This window comes from Sinomonas atrocyanea, assembly GCF_030812675.1.
Lineage (GTDB): Bacteria > Actinomycetota > Actinomycetes > Actinomycetales > Micrococcaceae > Sinomonas > Sinomonas atrocyanea_B.
Map to the genome: position 1 here is coordinate 183,786 of NZ_JAUSTE010000004.1, position 19,848 is coordinate 203,633.

Annotated in this window: 15 protein-coding genes; all 15 read right to left on the reverse strand. The window is 73.4% G+C overall.

The features are described from left to right. Positions 1-89: 89 nt before the first annotated feature. A complete protein-coding gene (locus J2W20_RS08425) occupies positions 90-461 on the reverse strand; it encodes a VOC family protein (protein ID WP_307006045.1) in 372 nt (123 codons plus the stop codon). Between the two features lie 9 nt (positions 462-470). After that, positions 471-821, reverse strand: a complete 351-nt coding sequence (locus J2W20_RS08430; RefSeq protein WP_307006046.1) for a VOC family protein — start codon at positions 819-821, stop codon at positions 471-473. 142 nt (positions 822-963) lie between these two features. Next, positions 964-2,475 carry an Asp-tRNA(Asn)/Glu-tRNA(Gln) amidotransferase subunit GatB gene (gene gatB, locus J2W20_RS08435; RefSeq protein ID WP_307006048.1) on the reverse strand — a complete coding sequence of 504 codons (1,512 nt, stop codon included), beginning with the start codon at positions 2,473-2,475 and terminating at the stop codon, positions 964-966. 2 nt (positions 2,476-2,477) lie between these two features. Next, entirely contained in the window at positions 2,478-4,079 is a 1,602-nt protein-coding gene (gene gatA, locus J2W20_RS08440) for an Asp-tRNA(Asn)/Glu-tRNA(Gln) amidotransferase subunit GatA (RefSeq protein ID WP_307006049.1), read from the reverse strand. Positions 4,080-4,083: 4 nt separating this feature from the next. Continuing rightward, a complete protein-coding gene (gene gatC / locus J2W20_RS08445) occupies positions 4,084-4,380 on the reverse strand; it encodes an Asp-tRNA(Asn)/Glu-tRNA(Gln) amidotransferase subunit GatC (protein WP_307006050.1) in 297 nt (98 codons plus the stop codon). Positions 4,381-4,457: 77 nt separating this feature from the next. Further along, positions 4,458-4,955 (reverse strand): GNAT family N-acetyltransferase, encoded by a 498-nt coding sequence (locus J2W20_RS08450; protein ID WP_307006051.1) that lies wholly within the window; start codon positions 4,953-4,955, stop codon positions 4,458-4,460. Next, on the reverse strand, positions 4,952-5,842 hold the full coding sequence (locus J2W20_RS08455; RefSeq protein ID WP_307006052.1) for an inositol monophosphatase family protein: 891 nt from the start codon (positions 5,840-5,842) through the stop codon (positions 4,952-4,954). Before J2W20_RS08455 ends, J2W20_RS08450 begins: the two co-directional genes overlap by 4 nt. Next, the gene (ligA, locus tag J2W20_RS08460) at positions 5,839-8,151 is read right to left on the reverse strand and encodes an NAD-dependent DNA ligase LigA (protein WP_373457984.1); all 2,313 of its coding nucleotides are present in this window, start codon (positions 8,149-8,151) and stop codon (positions 5,839-5,841) included. Before ligA ends, J2W20_RS08455 begins: the two co-directional genes overlap by 4 nt. 222 nt (positions 8,152-8,373) lie before the next feature. Continuing rightward, positions 8,374-8,658 carry a WXG100 family type VII secretion target gene (locus J2W20_RS08465; RefSeq protein ID WP_307006054.1) on the reverse strand — a complete coding sequence of 95 codons (285 nt, stop codon included), beginning with the start codon at positions 8,656-8,658 and terminating at the stop codon, positions 8,374-8,376. Between the two features lie 97 nt (positions 8,659-8,755). Then, positions 8,756-13,297, reverse strand: a complete 4,542-nt coding sequence (locus J2W20_RS08470; protein WP_307006055.1) for an FtsK/SpoIIIE domain-containing protein — start codon at positions 13,295-13,297, stop codon at positions 8,756-8,758. After that, entirely contained in the window at positions 13,298-14,068 is a 771-nt protein-coding gene (locus tag J2W20_RS08475) for a hypothetical protein (RefSeq protein ID WP_307006056.1), read from the reverse strand. Positions 14,069-14,139: 71 nt separating this feature from the next. Continuing rightward, entirely contained in the window at positions 14,140-15,897 is a 1,758-nt protein-coding gene (locus J2W20_RS08480; RefSeq protein ID WP_307006057.1) for a serine/threonine-protein kinase, read from the reverse strand. Beyond that, positions 15,894-17,774 (reverse strand): FHA domain-containing protein, encoded by a 1,881-nt coding sequence (locus J2W20_RS08485; RefSeq protein WP_307006058.1) that lies wholly within the window; start codon positions 17,772-17,774, stop codon positions 15,894-15,896. Before J2W20_RS08485 ends, J2W20_RS08480 begins: the two co-directional genes overlap by 4 nt. Then, entirely contained in the window at positions 17,761-18,732 is a 972-nt protein-coding gene (locus J2W20_RS08490) for a PP2C family protein-serine/threonine phosphatase (RefSeq protein WP_307006059.1), read from the reverse strand. The genes J2W20_RS08485 and J2W20_RS08490 overlap by 14 nt, the downstream gene beginning before the upstream one ends. Continuing rightward, a complete protein-coding gene (locus J2W20_RS08495; protein ID WP_307006060.1) occupies positions 18,729-19,826 on the reverse strand; it encodes an RDD family protein in 1,098 nt (365 codons plus the stop codon). Before J2W20_RS08495 ends, J2W20_RS08490 begins: the two co-directional genes overlap by 4 nt. Between the last annotated feature and the right edge of the window lie 22 nt (positions 19,827-19,848).

A 19,848-nucleotide genomic window follows, 5' to 3' on the forward strand; every position in this document is an offset into this window, starting at 1 on the left:
ATCATGCCGCCCGCCGCGGGCTCCCGTGCGGGACTTGGGACAACTGGGGGCCAACCGGAAGGTGGCTCACAGGAAGGCGTGGCGGCGCCCTAGTTCTCGAAGAGGCAGAAGGGGTGCCCGTCCGGGTCGACGAACACGATGACGTCCTCTTGGGGCTGGTGGGCCGCGCGCTGGGCCCCGCACTCGGCGGCTCGCTCCGCGGCCTCCGCCAGGTCTGTGACGAGCAGGTCGAGGTGCATCATCATCTGCTGCTCGCCGGGCCTCTCCGGCCAGACCGGCCGCTCGAAGTCCTCCTCGAGCTGGAAGGAGAGCTGGGCCCCGCCCGCGGGGTCGAGGATCGTCGCCCACTCGCGCTCGTCGTCGCCGAGCTCCCAGCCGAGCAGGTTGGCGTAGAAGCGGGCCGCGGCCTGGGGGTCCGGGCTTCCGAGGACCGTCGCGTGGTACTGGATCAGAGGCGCCATGCGCCCACCCTATGCACCGCTGGGGAGGGGCCGCCAGATCCCGAAGCGGTTCCCCTGCGGGTCGAGGACATGCGCGAACTCGATGGCTCCGTTGTTCGTCAGCGGGATGGCAACGCTCGCGCCGAGCCGCTGCGCTTCCGCGAGCGAGGCCGCGACGTCGTCCACCTGGACGTAGAACACCGCCCAGTGGCCCCCGCCCGCGGCCGCGGTGTCCCACAGGCCGCCGGCGTCGGTCTCGACCATCCTGTACCCGACGGGGGACGGCTGCCCGAAGCCCCAGCCGAAGAGGCCGCCGTAGAAGGACTGGGAGCCCTCGGGGTCCTCGGTGCCGATCTCGAAGTAGTTCACGTTCGCTGTCATCGCATCCTCCGCGGGGCGGGGCCGGTTCCTCCGGCGCCGCCTCCCATGGTGCTGCCGCGCGCCGGCACGGCAAAAGGGGCGGGCCCTCCCTTTTTCAAAGGAGGGCCCGCCCCGGTGATGCAGCCGGCTGGGTGCCGTGCGGCTAGCCCTGGACGCCCAGCCGCTCGAGGATGAGCTCCTTGACCCGGCCGGCATCGGCCTGGCCGCGCGTGGCCTTCATGACCGCGCCGACGATCGCGCCGGCCGCCTGGACCTTGCCGCCCCGGATCTTGTCCGCGACGCCGGGCTGCGCGGCGAGGGCGGCGTCGATCGCCTCGAGCAGGGGCCCGTCGTCGGAGACGAGCACGAGGCCCCGGGCCTCCATGACCTCGGTCGGGGTGCCTTCCCCGGCGATGACGCCGTCGAGCACCTGCCCGGCCATCTTGTTGTTGAGCTTGCCGCCCTCGACGAGGCCGTTGAGCTCGATGATCGCGGCCGGGGTCACGCCGAGGTCCGCCGGGTCCACGTCGGCGGCCTTCGCGCGGCCCACGATCTCGCCCATCCACCACTTGCGGGCCGCCTGCGGGGTCGCGCCCGCGGCGATGGTCTCCTCGATCGAGTCCATCACGCCGGCGTTGACCACGTCGCGGAACTCGGCGTCGGCGTAGCCCCAGGCCTCCTTGAGCCGCTTGCGCCGCTCGGCGGGGGGCTCGGGCAGGGAGGCCCGCAGTTCCTCGACCCACTCGCGGCTCGGGACCACGGGTACGAGGTCCGGCTCGGGGAAGTAGCGGTAGTCGTCGGCGTCGCTCTTGGGGCGCCCCGACGTCGTGGTCCGCGTGTCCTCGTGCCAGTGGCGCGTCTCCTGGATGACCTTCTCCCCGGCCGAGAGCACCGCGGCGTGGCGCTGGATCTCGAACCGGACCGCGTGCTCGACCGAACGCAGCGAGTTGACGTTCTTGGTCTCCGAACGCGTGCCGAACTGGGTCGCACCCTTGGGCATGAGCGAGACGTTCGCATCGCAGCGGACGTTGCCGCGCTCCATGCGCGCGTCCGAGACGCCGAGGTTCTTCACGATCTCGCGGATCGCGGCCACGTAGGCCCGGGCCAGCTCGGGGGCACGGCTGCCGGCGCCGACGATCGGCTTCGTGACGATCTCGACCAGCGGCACGCCGGCGCGGTTGTAGTCCACGAGGGAGTACTCGGCGCCGTGGATGCGTCCGGTCGCGCCGCCCATGTGGGTGAGCTTGCCGGCGTCCTCCTCCATGTGCGCGCGCTCGATCTCCACGCGGAACACGGTGCCGTCCTCGAGCTCGATGTCGATCCAGCCGTCGTGCGCGATCGGCTCGTCGTACTGGGACGTCTGGAAGTTCTTGGGGGTGTCCGGGTAGAAGTAGTTCTTCCGCGCGAAGCGGCAGGACTCGGCGATCTCGCAGTTCAGCGCGAGGCCGATCTTGATGCTCGACTCCACCGCGGCCCGGTTCACGACCGGCAGCACGCCGGGCATGCCGAGGTCCACCTCGTTGACGTCCGAGTTGGGCTCGTCGCCGAAGACGTTCGGGGCCGAGGAGAACATCTTGGTCTTCGTGTTGAGCTCGACGTGGACCTCGAAGCCGAGGACCGGGTCGAACTTCTCCATGGCCGTCTCGAAGGACAGGACGGTCTGCGTGGCTGCCATCTCTACTTCACTCCTGCGTTGGTCTCGGCGGACTGCCCGACGTTCGCACGGGCGCCCAGCGCCGGCGCCTTCGCGAGCAGCGGGCCGCCCCACTGCGCCTCGAGCAGCGACTCGAGGGCCGCGCCGACCTGGTACAGGCGGGCGTCCTCGCGGGCCGGGGCGAGGATCTGGAGGCCGGCGGGAAGGCCGTCCTCGTCGGCGAGGCCGCTCGGGATGGACAGGCCCGGGACCCCGGCCAGGTTGGCGGGGATGGTCGCGACGTCGTTGAGGTACATCGCCAGCGGGTCGTCCAGCTTCTCCCCCAGCGGGAACGCCGTGGTCGGCGCCGTCGGGGAGATGAGCACGTCCGCCTGGGCGAACGCGGCGTCGAAGTCGCGCTGGATGAGCGTGCGGACCTTCTGCGCCGAGCCGTAGTACGCGTCGTAGTAGCCCGCCGAGAGCGCGTAGGTGCCCAGGATGATGCGGCGCTTCGCCTCGTCGCCGAAACCGGCGGCGCGGGTCGCGGCCATCACGCGCTCGATCGTCATGGGGCCGTCCTGGGGCAGGACGCGCAGTCCGTACCGGACGCCGTCGAACTTCGCGAGGTTGCTCGAGACCTCGCTCGGCATGATCAGGTAGTAGGCGCCGAGGGCGTACTTGAAGTTGGGGCAGGAGACCTCGACGATCTGCGCGCCGGCCCCCCTGAGCAGTTCGAGGGAGTCGCGGAAGCGGGCTTCCACGCCGGCCTGGTAGCCCTCCCCGCCGAGCTCCTTCACGACGCCGATGCGCAGCCCCTTCAGGGAGCCCTCGGCGGAACCTGCCCGCGCCGCGGCGACGAGGGTGTCGAAGGAGTCGGTGAGCGACGTCGAGTCGAACGGGTCGTGGCCCCCGATGAGCTCTTGGAGCAGGGCGGCGTCGAGGACCGTGCGGGAGACCGGGCCGATCTGGTCCAGGCTCGAGGCCATGGCGATGGCCCCGTACCGGGACACCGCACCGTAGGTGGGCTTGACGCCGACCGTGCCGGTCACGGCGCCGGGCTGGCGGATCGAGCCGCCCGTGTCCGTGCCGAGGGCCAGCGGGGCCTCGAATGCCGCGACGGCCGCCGCGGAGCCGCCGCCCGAGCCGCCGGGGATGCGGTCCAGGTCCCACGGGTTGCGGGTGGGGCCGAACGCGGAGTGCTCGGTGGAGGAGCCCATGGCGAACTCGTCGAGGTTGGTCTTGCCGAGGATCGGGAGCTTCGCGGCCCGGATCTTCTTGATGACGGTCGCGTCGTAGGGGCTCATCCAGCCCTCGAGGATGCGGGAGCCCGCCGTCGTGGGCTGGCCCTTCGTGACGATGAGGTCCTTGATCGCGATCGGAACGCCCGCGAGCGGGTGGAGGGCGGCGGCGTCGTCCCCTCCGGAGGCGCGGATCGCGTCGACCTCGCGGGCGACGCCGAGCGCCTCCTCCGTGTTGACGTGCAGGAAGGCGTGGACTCCGCGCTCCCCGCCGTCGACCTCGGCGATGCGGTCGAGGTGCGCCCGCGTGACCTCCTCGGAGGAGACCTCCTTGGCCGCGAGCTTCCCGGCGAGGGCCGAGGCGCTGGACGTGATGAGCTCGTTGAGCTGGCTGTCGTTGGTGCCCATGGGCTTACTCCTCGTCCAGGATGGCCGGGACCTTGAAGCGGTCCAGGTCTGAATCGGGGGCGCCGGAGAGCGCCTCGGCCGGGGTGAGGACGTGGCCCACGACGTCCTCGCGGAAGACGTTCTGCAGCGGGATCGGGTGGCTCGTGGCCGGGACGTCGGGGCCCGCGGCCTCGCTCACGCTCTTGACGGCGTCCACGATGTGGGCCAGTTCGCCCGCCATCTTGTCCAGCTCCGCCTCGCTCATCTCGATCCGCGCGAGCTGCGCGAGGTGCGCAACGTCGTCGCGAGTGATCTCAGCCATGGATCTCCCTGTGAAAGGTGGTTAGAAGGTTCGCGATCCAGTCTAGTCGCGCGGCAGACGGGCCCGCCCCGGCGCGGTCAGAGGCGCTTGACGTACACCGGGAGCATGATGTCGGTCCCGGCGACGGGCCAGTCCCGCTCGGGCGCGCGCTCATAGCCCAGCCGCGGGTAGAGCGCGTTCGGCGCCTCCCAGCCCTCCCCCGTGGTGAGCACGACGGCGGTCGCGGCCGCGCGCCGGGCCCTCGCCTCGACCTCCCGCACGAGGGCCGTCCCGGCCCCGGACCGCTGGACAGCGGGGTCCACGACGAGGAGGCGGAACTCGAACTCTCCCGGGCGTGCGATCTGGTCGAAGCCGTCGCCGTGCGCCATGACGGTCACGGATCCGACGACCCGCCCGTCCCGGACGGCGACGAGGACCGTGCCCCGCGCCGCCCGGAAGGCCACATCCGCGATGTGCTGCATGTACGGGTGGTCGGCGCTCTCGAAGTAGCCCGGGCCGAGGTAGGCGGCCTCGGCGATCCGGGCGATCTCCGGGTAGTCGGCGGGGGTGGCCTCGCGGACGGTGAGGCCCGTCATCCGATCGGGAAGCGGCCGGAGAACTCGATGGCCCCGGCGCAGGTCCAGGCGGCGAGCCGCTCGTCGTCGTCCGGGCCCCCGAGCAGGGGGCTCGTCAGGACGGGACGGCGCACCCAGCAGCCGGCCTCCTCGGCGATGAGTGCACCGGCGGCGAAGTCGTGCTCGTTGAGGCCGAGCTCCCCGTACGCGTCATGGGTCCCGTCCGCGACGAGGCAGAGGTCCAGCGCGGCCGAGCCGAGGCGGCGCATGTCGCCGAACCCTTCCATCAGGCCGCCCAGGGCCGCGGCCTGCTCGGCGCGGATCCCGGGCTCGTAGGAGAAGCCGGTGGCGAGGATCGCCGAGCCGTCCTCGGCGCGTCCCGGGGCGGGTCCCTCGAGGCGGCGGGGCCACGGTTCGCGGTCCCCCTCGTCGCCGGTGCGCCCGTGCGCGGCGTCGAGGCGCCAGGCGCCCCCGCCCCGCACGGCCCAGTACTCGCGCCCGAGGGCCGGGGCGTTGACGACCCCGGCGAGCCACTGGCCGTCCTCGTCGGCCACCGCCACGCTCGTGGCGTAGTAGACGATGTCCCGGATGAAGTTCGTGGTGCCGTCGAGCGGATCGATCGACCAGCGGAAGCCGCTCGGGTCTGCGACCCGGCTGGTGCCCTGCTCCTCGCCGGTGACGATGTCGTCAGGACGTTCGGCGGCGAGCACCGAGCGCACGGCCTTCTCCGCCGCGAGGTCGAATTCGGTGACCCAGTCGCTGCCCGAGCTCTTCGTCTCGGCAGCGCCGTCGGCGGACGAGAGCACGCCGCCCGCGCGTCCGGCGAGGACGGAGGCGCCGGCCGCGGCCGCGCGCCGGGCAACGCTCAGGAGGTGGTCGAGGAACTCGGGGTCATGGGCGCGCGTCACTCGTCGTCCTCCTCGGCCCGCAGGATCTGTTCCGGTGCGGCCTCGTCCGCGCCGCTCCCTGCCTCGGTCCGCGCCGGGGCGCCGAGGCCTCCCGGGCCCTCGGCGAGGAGGGTGCGGAAGCCGTCCTCGTCGAGGACCGGCACGCCGAGCTGCTCGGCCTTGTCGAGCTTCGTCCCGGCGCTCTCGCCGGCCACCACGTAGTCGGTCTTCTTGGAGACGCTGCCGGCGGCCTTCCCGCCGCGGACGATGATGGCCTCCTTGGCCTCGTCCCGGCTGAACCCCTCGAGGCTGCCGGTCACGACGACGGTCAGCCCCTCGAGCGTCCGCCCCACGGAGGCGTCCTGCTCGTCCTCCATCTTCACCCCGGCGGCGGCCCAGCGGTCCACGATCTCGCGGTGCCAGTCCTCGGCGAACCACTCGATGAGCGCGTCCGCGATGATCGGGCCCACGCCGTCCACGTCGGCGAGCTGCTCGCGCGCGTCGTCCTGGGCGAGGACGGCGCGCAGGGCCGCCATGGACCCGTACCGGGTGGCGAGCGCGCGGGAGGCCGTGGGCCCGACGTGCCGGATCGAGAGCGCCACGAGGACGCGCCACAGCGGCTGGGCCTTGGCCTTCTCGAGCTCGCGGAACAGCTTCTCGGTGGTGGCCGTGGGCTTCGAGGGGGTCTTCGCCGTCGGCTTCGTGTAGAAGTACGGGACGAGTTCCCACTCCCCCGTGCCCGCGCCCTTGGACCGCTTCTCCCGGCGGATCCTGACGTCGCGGAGGTCCTCGGCCGTGAGCTCGAAGATGCCGGCCTCGTTCTCGAGCGGGGGCACCTCCGGCTCGGCCGGCTGGGTGAGGGCGATCGCCGCCTCCCAGCCGAGGGCCTCGATGTCGAACGCGCCGCGGCCGGCGAGGTGGAAGACGCGCTCGCGGAGCTGGGAGGGGCACGAGCGGGCGTTGGGGCAGCGGATGTCGACGTCGCCCTCCTTGCCCGGCGCCAGCGGCGTGCCGCACGAGGGGCACGTGGTGGGCATGACGAAGTCGCGCACCTCAGCCTCGTCCCGCAGGGCCAACACTGGCCCGACGATTTCCGGGATCACGTCGCCGGCCTTGCGCAGCACCACGGTGTCGCCGATCTTGACGCCCTTGGCCCGGACCACGTCCTGGTTGTGCAGGGTCGCCATCGAGACCGTGGAGCCGGCGACCTTGACGGGCTCCATCACGCCGTAGGGGGTCACGCGGCCCGTGCGGCCCACGTTCACCTGGATGTCGAGGAGCTTGGTGTGGACCTCCTCGGGCGGGTACTTGAACGCCACGGCCCAGCGCGGCACGCGCGAGGTGTGGCCGAGGGCCCGCTGGGTTGCGAAGTCGTCGACCTTGACCACGATGCCGTCGATCTCGTGGATGAGGCTGTGCCGCTTCTCGCCGAACCGCTCGATGTAGGCCAAGACCTCCTCGTAGGTGTCCAGGACCTCGTAGTACGGGCTCGTGGGCAGGCCCCAGGCCTTGAGGAGGTCGTAGGTCTCGGACTGGCTCGCCGTGCTGAGCCCCGCGCGGGCCCCGATCCCGTGGACGAACATGCTCAGGGGGCGCTTGGCGGTCTCGGCGGGGTCCTTCTGCCGCAGCGACCCTGCGGCCGCGTTCCGCGGGTTGGCGAGCGGGGCCCTGCCCTCGGCGATGAGGGCGTCGTTGAACTCGTTGAAGGCCTTCGTGGGGATATAGACCTCGCCGCGGATCTCGACTTCCTCGGGATGCCCCTCGCCCGCTAGCCGGGTGGGGATGTCCTTGATGGTCAGGACGTTGTGCGTGACGTCCTCGCCCGTGCGGCCGTCGCCGCGGGTCGCGGCCCGGACCAGCTCGCCGTTGCGGTAGAGCAGGTTGACGGCGAGGCCGTCGATCTTGAGCTCGGTGAGCCACTTCGCCGCGGGGAACCCTGCCGCCGCGACGCTGGCCTCGGCGCGCCGGACCCAGGCCTCGAGCTCGTCGATGGAGAAGACGTCCTCGAGGCTGTACATGCGGGCGAGGTGCTCGACCGGGGCGAAGGCCGCTGTGACCTCGCCGCCGACCTCCTGGGTGGGCGAGTCGTTCGCGATCAGCTCCGGGTGGAGGGCCTCGAACTCCTCGAGCCGGCGGTAGAGCGCGTCGTACTCGGCGTCCGAGATCTCCGGCGCGTCCTGGTTGTAGTAGAGGGCGCGGTGGTGCCGGACCTCGTCCGCGAGGGCGTCGTACTCCTCGCGCAGCGACTCGGACGGGACAACCGCTTCGCCGACCGCTTCTTCGGTGCTCGCTGCCTGGGTGCTCGCTGCTTCTGGGCTCACGCTGTCTATCTTGCCCCATGGCCCCGGCCCGCCCCCGGTTTCGGGTACGCCCCCGTCCTCTCCACCCTCCGTTTCGGGTACGCATCTCGACGGCGATATGGCCTTTCGGGTACGAGCGCGCGTACCCGGAACGCCAAAAGGGCGACGAGATGCGTACCCGAAACCATCACCGGGGGAGATGCGCTAGAGGCCCCGCAGCGTGTGCTGCGGGGCCTCTCATGCTGGAGGCCGCTAGTGCAGGCTGCTGGAGGTCTGCTCCTGCGCCGTGGCGTTGGTGTTCATGGTGCGCGAGGCGTCGCGCAGCTGCTCGACGAGCTTGGCCAGGGACTTCATGCCCGTGGACTGCCACTCGCCCTTGAACTGCTCGGCGTCGCGGCCGGCCCAGTTCGCCGGGATGTTGTTGTTGATCAGCGCATTGAGGTTGTTCTTGATCTGGTCCACCTCGTTGGCCTTCGCGTCGAACTGCTTCGCGACACCGCGGAGCTCGGCAACGTTGGCGCCCTGCTGAATAGCCATGGTCTTCCCTTCCGTCCTGCCCCTCGGGCTTCCCCCGTGGACTTGGCTCCACGCTATACGCCGCCCCGCACCCGGCGCGATGGGGACTCCTCCCCACTCAGCCGGCCGAGAGGTCCTCGAACGCCGCCTGCACCTTGTACGCCCGTCCCCGCGCCACGTAGAAGCCGCGTCCGGGGACGTACCGGGGATTCCGGATGCGCCCCAGGGACGTGTTCAGCAGCGAGTCGCCGTCCATCTCGGCGGGGTTGAGCAGCAGGCCCCGGCGTCCGTTCTTGAACGGCTGGGACAGGCTCCAGGCCGAGCCCCAGCCGGCGGTCTCGGACTCCCCGACGACCCACAGGCCCTCGCGGTCCATGGCCGTGATGAGCGCCGAGAGCCCGCTCTCGGCCAGCGTGGAGTCGAACTCGGGCAGGCCCTCGATGAAGAGCGCGAACTCGCGCACCCCCACGTCGAGCTGGAGCTCGTCCACGGCGGCGGACACGGCGTCCTCCCCGGTGAAGCTCGCGTCCCACAGGGGCAGGTTCGCCAGGGCAGACCTCCGGGCCCCCAGGTAGACCCTGCGGACGCCGGGCCGAGCCCGCCGCAGGCCGGCCGCGAGGGCCGCGAGCGCCGTCGTGCGCCCCGACCCGGGCGGCCCGGTGAGCATGAAGGCCCCCGAGGGATCGACGTAGAGCGGCTCGAGCAGCGAGTCCTCGAGGCCGAGCGCCACCCGTCCCGAGTCGGTCGGCAGCGCCGAGCCCGCGACGAGGTCCGGCAGCGTCCGCACGGGCGGCGCCTCGGGGACGCCCTGGCGGCGCATGGCCTCGGCGAGGCGGGTGATCTCGCGGGCCTGCAGCGCCACGTTGGCGTTCCCGCCGAGCACCCCCAGCTGGACCTCGAGGCCGTCGACCACGCCGCGGCCGGGAGGCGACTGCGGCGTGACCACGTCCTTGGGCTGGCCGAACATCAGGTAGTCGTCCTCGCCGGTCATGCGCAGGATGATCCGCTTCTGCACGCTCGAGGCGATCGAGGCCGGGATCGAATTGGTCCGGTCGCCGGTCATGACGAGGTGCACGCCGACGGCGCGCCCGTCGGAGGCGAGCTGCGTGAGCAGGTCGAACACCGGGCTGTCCGAGCTGTACTCGTACTGCTCGCGGAACGCCCCCATGCCGTCGATGAGGACGATGATGCGGGGCTCGTCGGGCCGGTCGGCGAGGCGCCGGTACTCGCCGATGCTCCCGGCCCTGGCGGCGGCGTACCGCTCGGACCGCTCGTCGACGAGCCCGGAGAGGCGGCGCATGAGCCGGCCGACCCGCTCGGCGTCGTCCCCGTCGATCACGGCGCCCACATGCGGGAGCGCCTCGAGCATGTGCAGGCCGCGCGAGCCGGCGTCGATGCCGCAGACCTGCACGGGGCCGCCGCGCATGGTGATCGCCGCGGCGACCGCGACGGTGCGCAGGGCCGCCGACTTCCCGGAGCCGCCCGTGCCGTAGACGGCCATGTTCCCGTCCCGGTCCGGCTCGTAGGAGAACGTCGGCTGGCTCTGGTGCGCGGGGTCGTCGACGACTCCGAGCAGGAGCCGCTCGTCCGTGCGCGGATTGGGCAGGCGCGCCACATCGTAGGTCTGCGGCAGCTCGGCGAGCCACGGCTTGCGCGGCATCTCGAGCCCGATCCGGTCGGCCGCCGTCGAGATGGTGCGCACCATGCGCGCGATGTCGTTGGGCCCCTCGGCCTCGGGCTCGGCGTCCACGAGGTCCGCCGGCCGCTCCCACGCCGCGCCGGTGCCGAAGTCCATCTCGGCGATGTCGATGCGGGGCAGCGCGGGCCGCTCCGTGGTCCAGCCGGAGGCGTACCCGGTCTGGAAGCCCTGGATGCGGCCGGGGCCGGTCTTGGCGGCGCCGCGGCCGGGGATGCCCGGGTCGAAGTACGCCGCGGTCTTCTCCCCCAGGATGTCCTCGGAGTCGGCCTCGTCCGCCATCCGCAGGGCGATGCGCAGGTTCGTGTTGGCGCGCAGGCTGTCCCTGATGACGCCGGCGGGCCGCTGCGTGGCGAGGATGAGGTGCAGGCCGAGGGACCGGCCGCGGGCGGCGACGTCCACGACCCCCTCGACGAACTCGGGGACCTCGGTGGCGAGGGCGGCGAACTCGTCCACCACGATGACGAGGTACGGCGGGGTGTCCGGGTCCGCGGCCCGCTCCATCGCGAGCAGGTCCTTGGCCTTCTTCCGGTTGAACAGGTGCTCGCGGTAGTGCAGCTCGGCACGAAGCGACGTGAGCGCGCGCCGCACGAGGTGCGGCGAGAGGTCCGTCACGAGCCCCACCGTGTGCGGGAGGCTCACGCAGTCGGCGAACGCGGCGCCGCCCTTGTAGTCCACGAACAGGAACGTGACCCGGTCGGGGCTGTAGGCGCTGGCCATGCCGAGCACCCACGACTGCAGGAACTCGGACTTGCCCGCGCCGGTCGTGCCGCCCACGAGGGCGTGCGGGCCCTCGTTCTTCAGGTCGAGGAAGAACTGCTCCACGCCCTTCGAGCCCACGAGCGCGCGCAGGGTGCCCTTCGCCTTCGGGTTGGCCACGGCGGAGGCGCGCACCGAGTTGGACTGCTGCCAGCGCTCGGCGACCGTGCCGGCGTCGTCCGCGATCTCCGCGCCGGCGAGCGTCACGTAGGAGACGCTGCGCGGGAGGTCGGAGTCGTCGTCGACCGGCTTGCCCACGTCGACGATGGGGGTGAGCATCCGGCCGAGCTGGACGGCGAGCGCCTCGTCGACGCTCTCACAGCTGACCGGGTAGGTGTGCCGCCCGAGGCGGACCTGGCCGCTCGTGGCGCCGTGCTCGCCGTCGACCACGATGAAGTCGCGGCAGCACTGCGGCAGCTGCTCGGCGCCGGCCGCGACCCACACGACGTGGAGGCCCACGTCCGGGCCGAGTTCGGCGATGCGGGTGAGCCGCCCCCGGTCCACCGGGGCATCGTCCTCGACGAGGACGACGACGGTCGGCACGATCGGCTCGGACGTCCCGTCCTGCTCCTCCCGCACTGCCCCGCGCCGTCCCGCAGCGCCGCCCGCGGGGCCGCCCTGCCCGTCCGGACCGGCGGTGCGGACGGCGAGCAGGTCCTCGAGCCGGGTGAGCAGGAGCATCCCGGCCGCAGACCCGGCGGCGAGGTGGTCGCCGGTGAGGGGCGAGTGGGAGGAGCCCACGTGCGGGAGCCACTGGAGCCACTCCCAGCGTTCCTTGGACCCGTGCGATGCCAGCCCGGCGATCACGACCTCTGCGGGCGAGTGGAGTCCTGCGATCTGCAGCAGGATGCCGCGGGCCACGTTCTCGACGAGGCCGCGCGGGCCGGCGACCCCGAGGCCGCCGCCCTGCCGCAGGCTCGCCGTGACCGGCACGGCGTCGAGCACCGCGAAGCGGCCCTGCGCCTCGTGGAGGCGGCGCGTGAACTCGGGCAGCGTCCGGCCCTCGGGCGGGACCGTGACGCTGACCCGGCTGGGCACGGTGCCCAGCCCCAGCCGCACCGTGAGGAACTCGCGGTGCTCGGGGGCGTGGGTCCACAGCAGCGGCCCGAGCCGGTAGATGGACTCCACGGTCTCCGCGACCGAGGGCGCCTCCTGGAGCCGCACGGCCCGCTCGACCGTCTGCAGCTCGGTGATCTGGCGCCCGAATTCCGCGAGCCGCTCCTCGAAGAGCCTGGTCTCCTCGCGGAGCTCGCGCCTGGCGTGGCGGCGGTACTCGAACCACATGCCCACCGCGAACAGGGGCATCATCGCCATGAACACGATGGAGACGACGCTCTGCAGGACCATGAACATCACGGCGCCCATGAGGACCGGCACGAAGAGCATGACGATCGGGAACGGCTGCGTGGTGGGCCGCTGCGGCCCCTCCGGCAGCTCGCGCGCCTGCGGGGGGAACCTCGGCACCACCCGCGGGGAGCGGTTGAACGGCACGAGCGGGGAGGTCTGGGTGCGCCCGGCGCTGTGGCCCAGGCCGACCACGGACACGGTGGAGTCCCCGAGGGTCACCGCGTCCGAGGAGGACAGCACGGCCTTGGAGACGGTGAGCCCGTCCATGACGAGCCCGTTGGACGAGTTCAGGTCCGCGATCTCGATGGTCTCGCCCACCGTGATCCGCGCGTGCCGCTTGGAGACGAGCGGGTCGCCGAGGGCCACGTCGGCGCCGGCGCCGCGGCCGATCAGGCTCGCCCCGACCGGAAGGGAGAACTCCTTGCCGGCGTCCGGGCCGGAGACCACGCGCAGGGTCGCCGCTGCCGGTCCGCGGTCGACGGCGGTCACCCGCCCGCCGCTGTCCGGGCCGGGCGCGCCGTGGCCGGCCGCCCGGTCCGATGCCCCGCGCACGGCGACCCGCGAGAGCGAGACGGTCGAGCCCTGCCGGAGGCCCGATTCGAGGAAGGTCCCCTCGGGGTCGAGGACGCGGCCGGTCATGCCGCCCGCGAGGACGGACTCCTCGACGCGGAGGGTCAGGCCGGCCAGAGCGCCGGCCTCGGCCCCTGCACGCCCGGCCCCCTGGTGCTCGGCGGCCCGCGCCGGGTCGGCGAGCCACAGCTCGCGGGCCACGTCGCCCACCGAGGCGAGGCCGTCCACGGTCACGGCCAGGTCCACCGCGGGCTCCGGATCCCGCCGCAGCGTCAGTCTGATCCGCACCTAGTCCCCCTCCGGCCCGTTCTGGCCGGGCGCCGCCGGGCCCGGGAGCGTCTCGGCCTGGGTCTTGAGGAGCACGAGGTCCTCGGCGGTGACGAGGTGCGAGCTCACCGCGTGCTCGACGAGGCGGGCCCGGCGGTTGGTCGCCAGCTTCCCGCCGCCGGCCCGGAGGCCGACCACGCCCACGCGGTCGAGCTTGTCGCACACGTTGTCCAGCTTCCGGTTGAACTTGGTCAGCGCCCAGCCGAGCCGCCGCGCGGCGGCCGCGGAGGTGGGGATCGAGCTCAGGCCCGTCCCGTCGCGGCGCAGCATCGGCTCGGCGAGCGCGACGATCACCGCCTTCTGCGACTCGGTGAAGGTGATGGGGCCGATCGTCGTCTCCCCCGCGCCGCCCCCGTCCTCCTCGGGGTTCGCCTGCTGCCGGAACGCGGGGGTGCGCACGTGCACGGCGAACTCGTAGGTCGTGGACCCCGCGGTGAAGATGACGTTCGTGTGGCCGAATACGAGCGGGATCCGCGCGCCGGGGACCACCCAGGCCTGGAGGCCGCCGCTGACGTCCGCGACGGTGGCCGAGAGCAGCGACCCGACGTTGGAGAGCCACCAGATGCCGTCCACATGGGAGATCTCGAGGAACCGCCGGTGCAGGTAGGGGTTGTCGTCGACCTCGAGGTCGCCCTCCCTGCCGATCCCGAACACGCCGCCCGGGTCCGGGCGGTAGAGCTCGCCGCAGAAGTCCACGACGAGGTCGCCGGCCCCTGGTGTTCCTTGGTCCATTCGTGTGCGCTCCGTCTCCCCAGTTCGGACAATCACATGGTTCCCGTGCCGCGTGGCGGCGCCGGGCAGTCTCACTTGGTGCTCACGCACGCGCTCGGCGCGGAGTCGTCCATCGGCCCCGCCGCGCCGTCGCTGCGCCGCACCACGACGCGCACGCAGGTCTGCCCGGAGGCCTCCTTGGGCACGGTGGCCCTTGCGGCGGTGACCGTGGTGGGCGGCTGCTGCCCCGTCAGGCGCAGGACCGTGACCAGGTACGCGTCGCCGGGACGGGGCTGCGGGTTCTTCCAGGTGAACGTCACGCCCGAGGCGTCCGCCGCGCCCTTCAGCTCGGTGACGTTGGGCACCGCGCCGGTGTCCACCGCGTCGACCGGCGGCGCGCTGTACGTGGTCTGGTTCGGTGCGGGGCGGCCGGCGAGGCCCGGCGCGAGCACGATCGCCGCCCCGACCGCGGCGACGAGGACCACGCCCGCCGCCGAGGAGGCCAGCAGCGTCCGACGCCGGCGCGCGGCGGCGGCGCGCTCCTCGCCCTCGGCGTCCCCGCGACTGCCGTCCTCGGGCCCCTCCCCCGGGCCGGTCTGCCCCGGGCCGGTGTGCCGGCTCCGCAGGATGGTCCGGTCGCCGCGCAGCACGGTCGAGTCGGCCTCGGGCTCGGCGGCTTCCCCGGGGTCGCGGAGGGCCTCCGGGGAGCCCGGTGCCGTGCCGGCCCGGCCGCGCAGGACGGTGTCCTCCCGTCCGGTGTCGCCGCGGGCGGCCGTGTCGCCCCAGGCCGCCGTGTCCCGTGCCGCCGTGGTGTCGCCCGGCACCGCGGCCGGCCCCGGTGCCCCGGCGGGGGCTGCCCCGGCGGGGGCCGCGCCGGGACGGGCTGTCGCCGTGCGGGGACCGTGGGGGTTGATCGCCACGACGCCCCGCACCCGGGTCTCCTCGTAGGAGGAGTCGGGGTCGTCGTCGTCCGAGGGCTCCTCGAGCACCTCGAAGGGCGTCACGGAGAGGCTGAGCTCGTTCTGGATCCGCTGCAGCGCGAGGGCGAACGTGTGGGCCGAGGCGTAGCGGCTCTCGGGGGCCTTGGACATGGCGGTGGCGAGCACGAGCTCGAGCGACTCCGGCACGTCGGCGCGGCCCAGCGGCGGGACCGGAGAGGAGTGGATGCGCTGCACGAGGGCCCGCTGCGAGTTGTCCCCGCCCGGGATGACGAACGGCGACCGGCCCGCGAGGAGCGTGTACAGGGTCGCGCCGAGGGCCCACACGTCCAGGGCGACGCCGTCGGCCACGCTCCCTCGGAACGACTCCGGGGGCGACCACGGGATCGACATCCCCATGTCGGCCTCCCCGCCGCCCTCGACGGTGCCCGAGATCCCGAAGTCCGTCAGGGCCGGCCGGTTGTAGTCGGTGACGAGGATGTTGGCCGGCTTGATGTCCCGGTGCGCGATCCCGGCCCGGTGGGCCGTCTCGACCGCGGAGGCGACCTGGATCCCGACGGCGAGGACCTCGTCGACGCTGAGCCGCTCGCGCCGGTAGCGGATGTCCAGGCTCGGGCGCGAGCAGTACTCCATGGCGAGGTAGGAGTGGCCGCCGTCGGTGATCTCCGCCTGGTAGATCGTCACGATGTAGGGGTGCGAGGAGAGCTGGGCCATGAGGTTGGCCTCGGTCTCGAACTGCCGGCGCGCGCTCTCCGTGCGGAGGTCGGACAGGAGCACCTTGACGGCGACCTTGCGCCGAGGCCTGTCCTGCTCGTACAGGTAGACGTCGGAGAACCCGCCGGAGCCGAGCAGGCTCAGGTACCTGAAGCCCTTGAGCTCGGGGGGCGGGGCCGGGGGCCGCTTCGAGCTCACGGCACCGCCTCGAAGCGCAGGCTGACGCCGTCGCCGAGGTCCGCGACGTCGCCGTCGAGGACGATCGTCATCTCACCCTGGGCGAGCCTGCGCGGCGCCTGGCCGGGGCGCTCGAGCACCGTGCCGTTGGTCGCCTTGAGGTCGCGCAGCATGACGTGCCAGCCCTCGAGACGGACCTCGAGGTGGTTGCGCGAGATGTCCCCGGACGGGCTCGTGACCGAGACGAGGCGGGGCATCCCGCCGCTGGCCACGCGCGCCACCGAGGGCTGGCGGCCCACCACGAGCGGCTGCACGAGGTCGATCACCTCGCCGGTGGAGAAGACGACGCGGCCCAGGGCCGGGCGCGGGACCTGGACGGGGTCGCCCTGGAGGTGCTCGCCGCAGACCGCGCACTGGGGGTACGAGGGCGGGCTCGCGTGTCCCTGCGGGCACCGGCGCCCGAGCACGAGGGGGCCCGTCGCAGCCGCGCGGGCGCCGGCGGACGCGGCCGGCGGCGCCGCGCCGTCCTGGCCGGGCTCCGCTGCGAGCGATGCGGGCTCGAGCTCGCTGCGCATGACCGTCTCGCCGTCGTGGTCGCCGTACAGCTCGGAGGTGATCGAGCGCCCCTGCGCCGCGCTGTCCGGCGCGGCGCCGTCCCGCAGCGGCTCGGGATAGCGCATCTCGCTCTGCGCCCGCGGGCGCGGACGCTGCTGGGGCTGGGCTCCCGGCGCGGGCTCCGGCCGCGCCGGGAGGGGCTTCCCCCACGGCACCGCGTCGATGAGGAGGCTCGGCGGGCTCCAGGCGGCCGGCGCGCCGGCCTTCTCGGCTTCGGCGTCCGACGGCGCGTGGTCGCGCTCGGCGGCTGGCTCCTCGCCGCCGGGTGGGGACTGCGGGTCCGCGTGCGCCGGGCTGAGCGCCTCGGGACCCGGGGCGCCGGCGTCGTCGGGCTGGCTGGCGGCCGGCTCGCTGGCGGCCGGCTCCTCGTCGTCGCCCTCGATCCTCACCGCCGCGTCCTCGACGGAACGGAGCACCGTGGTGCCCCAAAGGTGGTCGTAGTCGCTCGTCGAGGAGGTGGCCTCAGGCGCCTCCTCAGCGGCAGTGGGTGCTGCCCCGGCCCGCGTCTCATCGGGCTGGTTCTCGTCGGCTCGCGTCTCGCCGGGCTGCGCTGCCGGGCCGTCAGAGTCGGCGGATGCGGAAGGGGCGGCCGCGGAAGGGGTGGCCGCCGAGGGGGCTGGCGCAGTGCCGGCCAGCGTTGAGCCCGCGACGGTCGACTCCGGGAGCAGGGTCTCCTCGCTCGCGGCCGGCGCATCGGCGGTCACAGCCGGCGCGGCGCCGGCCGGGGTCGGCCGGTCGCCTGCGGCCCCGGTCCGGGCCACAGCGCCCGGCGCGGCGGCTGCCTCAGCCGGCCCGGCGCCGTCGTCCGACGACCGAGGGTGCGCCCCTCGGTCCGCGGTGACGAGCACCGTGTCCGCGGGGACCACGCCGCCGATCAGCGGGAGCGCCCCGCGGGGCGCCCCGGACACCACGGCACCGGCGGGCGCCCCGGAGACCTCGACCGCGTCCCACGCCTCGAACGCGCGCTCGAGCCAGGTGCCGACGTCGCTGCCGCTGAACGCCTCCTCCCCCGAGGGCGTCGTCACGGTGGCCCGCACCGCCCCGCGGACGAGGAGGCTCAGCCGCTCGCCGTGCTCCGCGACGGCGAACGCGGGCATCCGGGCCAGGCCGAAGGCCGCGGCGAAGACGTCGAGCACGGCGTAGAGGTCGGCAGCGTCGGCCCCGAGCGCATCCCAGAGGCGCCCGAGGAGGTCTTCAGGCTGCGCGGCGGGGACGAGGACAGTCAGGTCGCCACGGGTCAGCAGGGTCCAGCCGTCTCCGGGCCGGTACTCACGCCTCGCCACGGGCATCCTCTGGCTCGGCCGCGGGGTCCCGGTCGGCTGCACGCTCGGCGTGCTGGTCCGCGGCCTGCTGTTCGTCGTCGTGCCGGTCCTCGTCGTGCTGGTCCGCCGCCTGCTGGTCCTCGGCGCGGGTGCCCTCGCGGTCCAGGGTGTCCTCCTCGGGCGCGAGCCGGGGTGCGGTCTCACGGAAGCCGAGCTCGTCCGCGGCGTCCTGCGCATCGACCACGATGACGGTGACGTTGTCGCGTCCGCCCGCGTGGATGGCCGCGTCGATGAGCGCTTCCACGGCGTCCTGGGGATGGGCGCGGCTCGCGAGCAGGCTGAGGATCTCGTCGTCGCGCAGCTCGGAGGTGAGCCCGTCGGAGCAGACGAGCAGCCGGTCCCCGTCCTCGACGGGCAGGAGCCAGAAGTCCGCCTCGGCGTCCTCCCCCGTGCCGAGGGCCCGCGTGACCACGTGGCGGCGCGGATGCGTGAGCGCCTCCTCGGCGGTGATCTGGCCCGCGTCCACGAGCTCGCGGACCTCGGAGTGGTCCACGCTGATCTGGGTGAACCTGCCGCCCTGGGAGAGCCGGTACGTGCGCGAATCGCCCACGTTGGCCACGAGCCAGTAGGGCACCGACGAGATCTCGATGAGCACCGCTCCGGAGAGGGTGGTCCCCGCGCGGGCGCCCGTGGCGTCGCGGATGCGCCAGTCGGCGTCCTCGATCACCTGCTGGATGTCCTGGGCGGTGGCCGCGTGGTTCCCCGGGGCCAGCATCGTGGCCTCGCGCAGCGTCTGCACGCACAGCTGGCTGGCGACCTCGCCCGCTTCGTGGCCGCCCATGCCGTCCGCGACCATGAACACCGGGTCCTGGGCGAGGAACGAGTCCTCGTTGAGTTCGCGGCGCAGGCCGCGGTCCGTGCCGAAGCCGACCGTCAGCCGCAGGCGCGGCTCCAGTTCGGGCGCGTGTGTGTCGGTCACGCGTGTCCCCTTCCGATCGAGAAGAAGCAGTCGCCGAAGCGGACCACGTCGCCCGCGTCGACGAGGACTGGCTGGCCGGCGGGGGCCTCCGCGGTGGCGCCGTCGGCGCGCACCACGCGGGTGCCGTTGGTCGACTTGCGGTCCTGGACCCACACGCCGCTCTGGTCGTTCCACACCGCCAGATGAGTCTTGGAGACGCTCTTGCCCGGGTCGTCGACCGCCAGCAGCTCCTGCACGGTCTCGTCGTCGTAGCCCGCGGGGTTGCGGCCGATGAGGACGGGGCCGCGCAGCGCGACCCGGCGGCCGTCGTTGAAGGTCAGCACCACGTCCGACGCCGAGGGGGCGCCGCCCGCTGCCGCCGCACCGCCCTGCCGGGCCGGGGCGAACCGGGTGGCCCCGAGATCGGCGTCCGGGTCCTTCGCCAGGACCGGTGCGGCGGCGGGGACGGAAACAGCGGGGTCGGCTGGCACGGCGGCCGGACGCACCGGAGCCTTGGGCCTTGCCGCCGGGGCGGCCACCGGCGAGGCGACCTGCTGGAGAGCAGGGAGGTCCGCCCGGGGCGCGAATGAGGCAGGCCCGTTGATCCCTCCGGTGGTGAGCGGGTCCCGCCCGGCGCGCACGTCGAAGACGAACGTCCTGGCCGCCTTGTCGTGCCAGCCCTGACGCCTGCTGTTGGGATCGAACATGTTCGAGATGAGGGCGAGCACGACCCCGGCGACCGGGATCAGGCAGATGAGCCCGAAGACGAAGTTCCGCACGAACACCGCGCCCCAGCCGGGGGCGAGTCCCTCGGGGCCGCTCGTGCGCAGGCCCAGCAGAGCCTGCCCGGGCGTCTTCCCGGTGCGGGCCTCCCAGGCCCAGCAGAAGATCCAGAGGGCGATCCCGAGCACCGTGCCGACGATCCACCAGACGGCGGCGGCCAGCAGGGCCTGCTCGTCCGAGCTCGTGGGGTAGGCGCTCCCGGACAGGCCCGCGAGGGAGGCGAGGGCGAGCGTGTAGGGCAGGAGCTGGAGGACCCACGCGATCCCGAGGTCGATGAGCTTGGCGCCGGCACGCTTGCCCGTGGAGGCATTGACCAGCTCGAGATTGACCATGGTCCCCGTGTTCCCCTCGTAT